The sequence below is a fragment of the Bradyrhizobium sp. CSS354 genome, from assembly GCF_029051725.1.
In the GTDB taxonomy this organism is placed as follows: domain Bacteria; phylum Pseudomonadota; class Alphaproteobacteria; order Rhizobiales; family Xanthobacteraceae; genus Bradyrhizobium.
On the sequence record NZ_JAACFU010000055.1, the window covers coordinates 1 to 6,962 of the forward strand.

4 protein-coding genes and 4 pseudogenes are annotated in these 6,962 nt (G+C 58.0%); 2 read left to right on the forward strand and 6 right to left on the reverse strand.

Annotation, left to right across the window (positions count from 1 at the left end):
• A pseudogene (locus GWG67_RS38465) lies at positions 1–156 on the reverse strand (IS110 family transposase); the annotation flags it as partial.
• Positions 157–231: 75 nt separating this feature from the next.
• Here GWG67_RS38465 and GWG67_RS38470 point away from each other — a divergent pair.
• Positions 232–501, forward strand: a pseudogene (locus tag GWG67_RS38470) (transposase); the annotation flags it as partial.
• A gap of 101 nt (positions 502–602) precedes the next feature.
• Here the strand turns inward: GWG67_RS38470 and GWG67_RS38475 are convergent.
• The 4 genes and pseudogenes from GWG67_RS38475 to GWG67_RS38490 all read right to left on the reverse strand — a co-directional run.
• Positions 603–913 (reverse strand): annotated as a pseudogene (locus tag GWG67_RS38475) (alanine dehydrogenase); the annotation flags it as partial.
• A gap of 510 nt (positions 914–1,423) precedes the next feature.
• Positions 1,424–2,815 (reverse strand): amidase, encoded by a 1,392-nt coding sequence (locus GWG67_RS38480; RefSeq protein ID WP_275174857.1) that lies wholly within the window; start codon positions 2,813–2,815, stop codon positions 1,424–1,426.
• Positions 2,816–2,892: 77 nt separating this feature from the next.
• Positions 2,893–4,425 carry an AMP-binding protein gene (locus GWG67_RS38485; RefSeq protein WP_275174858.1) on the reverse strand — a complete coding sequence of 511 codons (1,533 nt, stop codon included), beginning with the start codon at positions 4,423–4,425 and terminating at the stop codon, positions 2,893–2,895.
• Between the two features lie 490 nt (positions 4,426–4,915).
• Positions 4,916–5,590 carry a GntR family transcriptional regulator gene (locus tag GWG67_RS38490; protein ID WP_275174859.1) on the reverse strand — a complete coding sequence of 225 codons (675 nt, stop codon included), beginning with the start codon at positions 5,588–5,590 and terminating at the stop codon, positions 4,916–4,918.
• A 12-nt stretch (positions 5,591–5,602) separates the two neighbouring features.
• On the opposite strand from GWG67_RS38490, the gene GWG67_RS38495 reads away from it, so the two are divergent.
• Positions 5,603–6,463, forward strand: a complete 861-nt coding sequence (locus tag GWG67_RS38495) for an enoyl-CoA hydratase/isomerase family protein (protein ID WP_275174860.1) — start codon at positions 5,603–5,605, stop codon at positions 6,461–6,463.
• A gap of 230 nt (positions 6,464–6,693) precedes the next feature.
• On the opposite strand, the pseudogene GWG67_RS38500 reads toward GWG67_RS38495, so the two are convergent.
• A pseudogene (locus GWG67_RS38500) lies at positions 6,694–6,909 on the reverse strand (transposase); the annotation flags it as partial.
• Between the last annotated feature and the right edge of the window lie 53 nt (positions 6,910–6,962).

Consider the following 6,962-nt stretch of genomic DNA (forward strand, 5'->3'; position numbering starts at 1 on the left):
CTCTATCCCAACCAGGCAGGGTGACAGCGAGGAGAAGAAGGAAACGATCTCACCGCGCCGGAGGCGTTGGCGGCTGATCACTTGACCTTGAGCGTCAACCGCATGAACGTGAAATACGTGCTTCGCGGTATCCAAGCCAATTGTCACGGCTTCCATGATGATTGCTCCTGTTAGGTACAGACTTCGCCAGCATAGCGCCGGCGCCGAGGGAGCGGGGCCGTCTTCCCCATCAACGGCCGGCTGCGGGATGAGCTGTTGAACGAGACGTTGTTCACGTCACTGGCACAAGCCCGCGTCATACTTGGATGCTGGCGGGCCGATTACAACGACACAAGACCACACTCGCAGCTCGGATGGAGAACCCCGTCCGAGTTCGCGATGACCTGCCACCCGCGCCGGGATCTGGCGCTGCGCTATGCCGAAGGCTCCGCGCCAGCTCCCGTCGCTGCCACCGCCCAACCGGGCAAATCCAACGGCACGGGCGAACTCAGGACTGGATAAAACCTGGGGGCAAGGTCAAACAGCATCTATGGACGAGAACCTGGTACAAGCCCGCCCTTCGAACGGTTCATCAAGTTCAAGAAGCCGGGGAATCGACCTAAGGCGATTGCGGTGCATCCAGATTTTAAGAGGCCCTTCGCTTGCTCAGGTTCCGGCGCCAAGTGGAGATACGTGAACAGAATCTGATTCTCTCGCAGCTGGGTCCATTCGGAAGTTTGGGGCTCCGATCAATTCGCTCGACCCAAATACCTCGCGAGCGGAGCTCAGGATTGTTGCACCAGCCTTGCGATAGGTTTCGTCTGTTGCACCAATGCCAGCCCCTGCATTCGTCTCAACCGCTACGCATGACCGGCGGCAATTACTCGCGGACGGCTCCAGGAGTCAGACCCACGCGATACTCGTGTGTCTTGATTCACTTGGGAACACCGACCTTCATTTGCAATCTCCTCGTTTGGATAATTCTTTGTAGTCGGAACAGCCGTACTAACCTGCAGCGGACATAACGAAGTGGCGCAGAAATTCAGTGAGTTTTTGGTTGAAAATCCAGGAGACGTTGAGCCTCACGCCTCTAAGAATCGGCGCGTGCCGCCGATGGAGATCATTTGCAGTCAGCAGGAATCACTATGCGACAACACTTGTGGCATGCATTCAATAGTTGCGCGCTGCAGCCGTGTGTCGCCCAGCATAGACTGGCTTAAGCCCACGGTCTTCTTGGTACCGGGTCTGGGTCAGTTGAAATGAGCGTGACTACAGGGTTGGCCTCATCCGATCTCGACGGGCGCGGCGCAGGATCCCCAACCGCAAACGCCGTTTTGCGCTTCTTGCCGCGAACTGGATGTATGGTCCATCAACTCCGGCAGCTCGCGCCTCGCGAACCGTCCGCCGTGTTCTCGCCTGCTCAGCCGCCTAAGAGCATTGGCGCTCATACGTGCCGCTCGTGAATGGTCTGGCTTATCCATCGAGCGATTCCCGCTAGACCGTCGTCTGTATGCTGCTGCCCTATCACCTGAACCCCGACGGGAAGCTCATGGATAGCGAGGAGCGGCATTGTGATGGTTGGAGCACCAAGCACAGAGGTCACGGCATTGTAGTTTGGCAAGCCGGTCGTGTGTATGATGCCGGAATCAACGTCCTTGTTGTTCAAATTCGGGGCGGGACCGACGGAAGACAGAGAAATAATGGCATCAGCAATGTTCGAGATTGCGTGGTGGGCAGCCTTTGCCGCCTCACGCTTTGAGAGTACCAGACGGTAATCATCGAGCGTCATCTTGCGTGCGACGTCGAGACGTGACGTAAGGCTCTCGCTCAACCCTCCACCGAAATGTTCGACAAGGTTCTCGAGTGACCAACGCATTTCGTATGCGCAAATGTCCCGGCTTATCGCCAGACTTTCGCTAATTGCCTGCTCAAAAGCCTCCACGAGTGGGTGATCTGTTCTGCCGATAATCTCGACGCCGGCGCGGTGGAGATCCGACAGAAGACTGTCGAATGCTCCCTTAGTAGCTTCATCCAGCTCTGGGGCTCCTTCCGCTTCCATCACAATGAGCCTCACCGGGCGCGCCGCGGCGCGGAGCACTGTTCCGCCGTAGAGGCCCGGAAAACCGGGGTCTCCTCCCGACCTCTTGGCGACTTCTATCGAAACTTGCCACATGTCCTGAAGATCGCCGGCATGAATGCCTATATTGCTTTGGCTGAGACTCCCCCCGCCCCCGCGATTAAGAGCGCCGAGAGTGGGCTTGATCGCGTAGTTCGCACAAAAGCTCGCCGGCCTGATCACTGAGCCAACGACCTGTGTTCCGATCGCCGCAGGGACCATGCGGGCACCGATCACCGCCGCGGAGCCGCTGGATGATCCCCCTGGGGTACGAAGCGGATCAAACGGGTTGGTGGTCGGTCCGGGGTGTGACATACCGAGCTCGGTTGTAACCGTCTTTCCGAGGATAATGGCGCCGGCTGCCCTGAGTGCTTGCACGCAAGCAGAATCCTGTTTGGGGTAATTGCCCTCGAACAGGGGCGAGCCCATGCGAGTAGGCATGTCTTTAGTCATCAGCACGTCTTTTATGCCGACTGGCATACCATCGACGTTCGATAGCTCACGTCCGGCCTGATACCGGTTCGTCGAGGCATCGGCAGCCGATCTCGCCGCCGGGATGTTCATCTCGACCCAGGCCCGGACAACCGGTTCGCGGGTCTCGATGGTCTCAAGACATCTCTCGAGGTATTTGCGGGGGGTGTCCGTACCGTCCTTAAAGGCCGGCACAGCATCGTGGAAAGTGAGAGGCTGAAAGTCAGCGGGGCTATATTGGGCGGACAACGGATTATCCTCGGAGTTGAGTTGCTGGACGAGCTAAAGACAGGATTGCTCCAACCGCGCTGAACGATTGAAGTGTGTTATTGGGCCCCGGTGACGAGGCGTCGCGATGGTTCAGCGAGCGAGCTCCGAAGCTCTTTCTTCATAACCTTGCCCATCGTATTCCGCGGCAGTTCATTGACAACGATCACCTGCTTAGGGACCTTGTAGTTTGCGAGACGATCCTTGACACGCTGAATCACTTCGCCGGCGCCCGGCGGGAGCTCTTTGTCTGAAGGGATGACGAAAGCTACGACACACTCGCCGAAGTCGGGATGCGGGGCACCGACGACTGCTGACTCTTGAACAGAGGGCATTTCGTCGATCACTGCTTCTATCTCGGCGGGATAGACATTGTAGCCGCCGCTGATAATGAGATCCTTGGCTCGGCCGGTGATCGATACGTATCCTTTGTCATCGACAAATCCCAGATCGCCAGTGCGGAAGAAGCCGTCGGCTGTGAATTCCTCGCGGGTCTGGTCTGGCCTATTCCAGTAGCCGGAAAACAGGCCCGGCCCTCGCGCTTGAATCATTCCGATAGTTCCCGCTTTCAAAACCTCATCGCTACTTCCACTGATGCGCAGATTGACCCCAGGAATCGGAAGCCCTACCGAACTTGGCTTGCGCTCGCCTTCCAAAGGATTCGAGCAGAGGATCATTGCTTCCGTCGAACCATAACGTTCCAGAATACGATGACCGGTGCGGGCTTCGAATTGGCCATGCACATCCGCGGAAAGCGGTGCGGACCCCGACACGAACAGCCGCACTCGTCTGCACCGATCACTATTTAGCGACGAGCTCGTCAACAATCGATGGTAATAGGTCGGCACGCCCATGAATACGGTCGAACGCGGAAGGGCCTTGAGTACATCGGCAGCATCGAACTTGCTTTGAAGAAGCAACCGCGCTCCGCTTGCCAGAGCTACGTTGAACGAGATGAAAAGTCCGTGGCTGTGGAAGATCGGCAGAGTGTGGAGGAGGACGTCCGATGCGGAGAAGCCCCAGAGTTCGCTCAACGTCCGCGCAGAGTACGAGAGTGCACCATGACTGACGAGAGCACCTTTAGGGCGTCCGGTGGTACCAGATGTATAGAGAAGCGCGGCCGGGGCGGTTCCACTCAGCTCGATCGTCCGGTATGTTGGATCTACCAACTCAACGACGGGCGCGAACGTCCCTTCTCCTTGTGGACCGAAGGTGAAGGCCTTCGTTGTCGCTGGTACGATCTCCGCCGCAAGAGCTTCCGCGCTTAGTCCCGTGAAGAAGACCGCCGGCTGAGCATCCTGTAGTAGATAAGCCAATTCGGCTGGCCGGTAGGCCGTGTTCATTGGCAAATAGCAAAATCCTGCACGCAAGCAGGCGAGGTACAAGGCGAACCCGTGCGCCGACTTTTCCAGTTGGGCCGCGACGCGATCACCGGTTGCGCATCCGGATCGTCGCAATGCATTCGCATATCGTCCCGACAGGACGTGAAGCCATTCACGCGTGAGCGTCTGGCCGGTCTCGAGCTCGAAGACTGTGCCGGTTGGCTCCAGCTGCAGCCAAGTCTCGAACAGCCGGTAGAAATTGGCAATCATGATTTGAGCCGTCTTCGTTTTGGGTGACCGGGGCGCAGCCGGCGCTAGATGTTGGGCAGCCCCTAACCGAATCCAGATGTTTAATACGCCTAAAAAAATATCCTTCAAGCGAAAAACAATATGAAAGAGTTTGATGGCTGGCTTGAGCGGGTCCTCAAAGGGAAGGAGTGAGCCGAACTGTCCGCATGGCTTCGTCAGAGATGCAAGTCGGCCTCTCCCGCCCGGAGGAGCTTCACAACTGTGCGGGCTTTTGCGGCGCGCGAGCGCGCTTGATGCAGCTTTTCGTCGGTGCGTCTAGTTGCACTCGACGTTGTGGCGCTACGTTACGTAGCTGTACGTCGAGAGGTGATGAGAGCTGGCCCACGCTTGATGTGTCCATCGGGTTTTTTTTCCAATGTCATTCGCGTTTACTCGATTCAATGCAGCTCGGACGAGGTGACCCCATTCTGATCAGCGGGTTGAACTGTTAGGCCTCTAGATCAGCCCTTGGTCAGGAGTGCCGTCCCATTTCGACAATTAGGTCTGCGAACACGCGGCCGCCAACGCTGATGTGATCTCGCATCGCGTTCCCGGCGGTCTCCTCGTCGCCCCTCAATATGGCCTCCAGGATCTGGGCGTGATCAGCGAACGAGCGGCGGATGCGACCTGGCTTCTGAAAGGGGTACCTGCGATACACGCGTAAGCGACCACGGACGTCCTTGATGCTCGTTTCGAGATAATAGTTGCACGAACAGCGATAGATCAGCTCGTGAAATTCCCTATTGATCGCGTCGTACTTCTCGAAATCTAGGGTCGGAATGAATGCCGCGCTGAGCCGGTGAATCTCGGCCAGCTCCTCGCGGAGGTCAGGCGAGATCCGCGAAGCGGCGAGCCTGGCCGCCATGCTTTCGAGCTCGGTCATGACCTCGAACATCGAGATCACCTGCTCGACACTAAGCAGGGTAACGATAGCGCCACGACGCTGACGCAACTCAACCAGGCCGATCGAAGAAAGCTGGATAAGGGCCTCGCGCACCGGCGTTTTCGAGACGCCGAACCGTTCCGAGAGTGGCCGCTCCTCCAAACGCGAGCCTGGCGGAAAGGCGCCTGACTCGATTCCGTCGCGAATCCACTGGGCGATCTCCTCTGTTCGGTATGGCTTCTTGGTCAGCAAAGCGGAATCCACGACCATCTCCCCATGAAAGCGAGCCTTGCAGTAAGCTCAGGCGTTTCCATCTTGACAGATATTTTTTTTAATAGCAATAAAACACCTATGAATCAGGAGAAAGCACTTGAGCGGTCGGGGCTGCCTACGTTGCGCGTGTCTGAAACGAGCGCGTGGATCCTTTTGAACAGGCCGCAGCGACACAATCGGTTCGAGCCGGCGGACATCGAAGCGCTTTCGGCGATGCTAAGAGAATTGGCGGGACGCAAGGGGCTCCGAGTTCTAATCCTCACGGCTAGCGGGCCGAGCTTCAGCTCGGGATTTGACCTCGACACGCTGTCAAGCGAGCGAGCGGTGGAGTGCAGCGCCGCGTTTGCGGCTATGTGCGACTTGCTCGAAGCGTTGCCGATCCCGACGGTGTGCGGTCTCAATGGGAATGTCTACGGGGGGGCCACTGACTTGGCGCTCGCGTGCGACTTCCGCATCGGGGTCGAAGGTTGTCGTTTGCAGATGTCTCCTGCACGGCTAGGCATCCAGTACTACTATTCCGGTCTCCGACGATACGTAGAGAGGCTCGGCTTGCCCGAGGCCAAGCGGTTGTTTCTAATGGGGGACCAGATTGATACCGCCACCATGTTGCGGATCGGCTTTCTCACCGAAACCTGTGCGCCCGAGAGGTTCGAAGCGCGATTGGAAGTCGTTGCCGGAATGCTCGCTCAGCGTTCTCCGGCTTCGCTCCGCGGCCTCAAGGCGTCGCTCAATTCAATTTGCCGACGCACCGCCGATCCGGCAGAGATCAACGCGAGGTTCTTTGAAAGTCTCTCTTGCGCCGATGCTCAGGAAGGGCTGAAGGCTTGGTCCGAGCGCCGCCTTCCTGACTTCGCGGCCGAATGAAATCTTGCAAGCTCTTGCCGCCGAGAGGGCCCGGGGCGTTGATTTCCGTATCTAACTTCGCGTCACCCAGGAGGACGCATAGTTTACTACGCCAATGCAGGCCGAAGAGCCGTCTTGCCGGCATGACGATCGCTACGTTAATCGTGCGATGCCGAATTGTGGAGATCGTGTCCCCTGGCGTGGTGTAGCTGGCGGCGGGTCACCGCGTTCGCCGGCAGGAGCCGGGTCGGTCAGCTGGCGATAGCCTGAAGGCTGACGGTCGGATCATCGCTCAATGGCGCGATTGTTTCCAGCGTCATGTAGCGGGCACGCTGGACCGCCCACTCATCGTTCTGCTCGAGCAGGATCGCGCCGATGAGGCGGACGATGGCGTCTTCATTGGGGAAGATGCCGACCACTTCGGTCCGCCGCTTGATCTCGCCGTTGAGGCGCTCGATCGGGTTGGTTAACCGGTATGAGAGTTTCTCGGTGCCGATGTTCCGCTGCGATATTCAAGATC

What these genes read in the sequence shown, in the direction of transcription:
- GWG67_RS38485 (WP_275174858.1), bottom strand. Translation starts at nt 4,425, where the DNA reads ATGATTGCCAATTTCTACCGGCTGTTCGAGACTTGGCTGCAGCTGGAG.
- GWG67_RS38495 (WP_275174860.1), top strand. Translation starts at nt 5,603, where the DNA reads ATGAAAGCGAGCCTTGCAGTAAGCTCAGGCGTTTCCATCTTGACAGAT.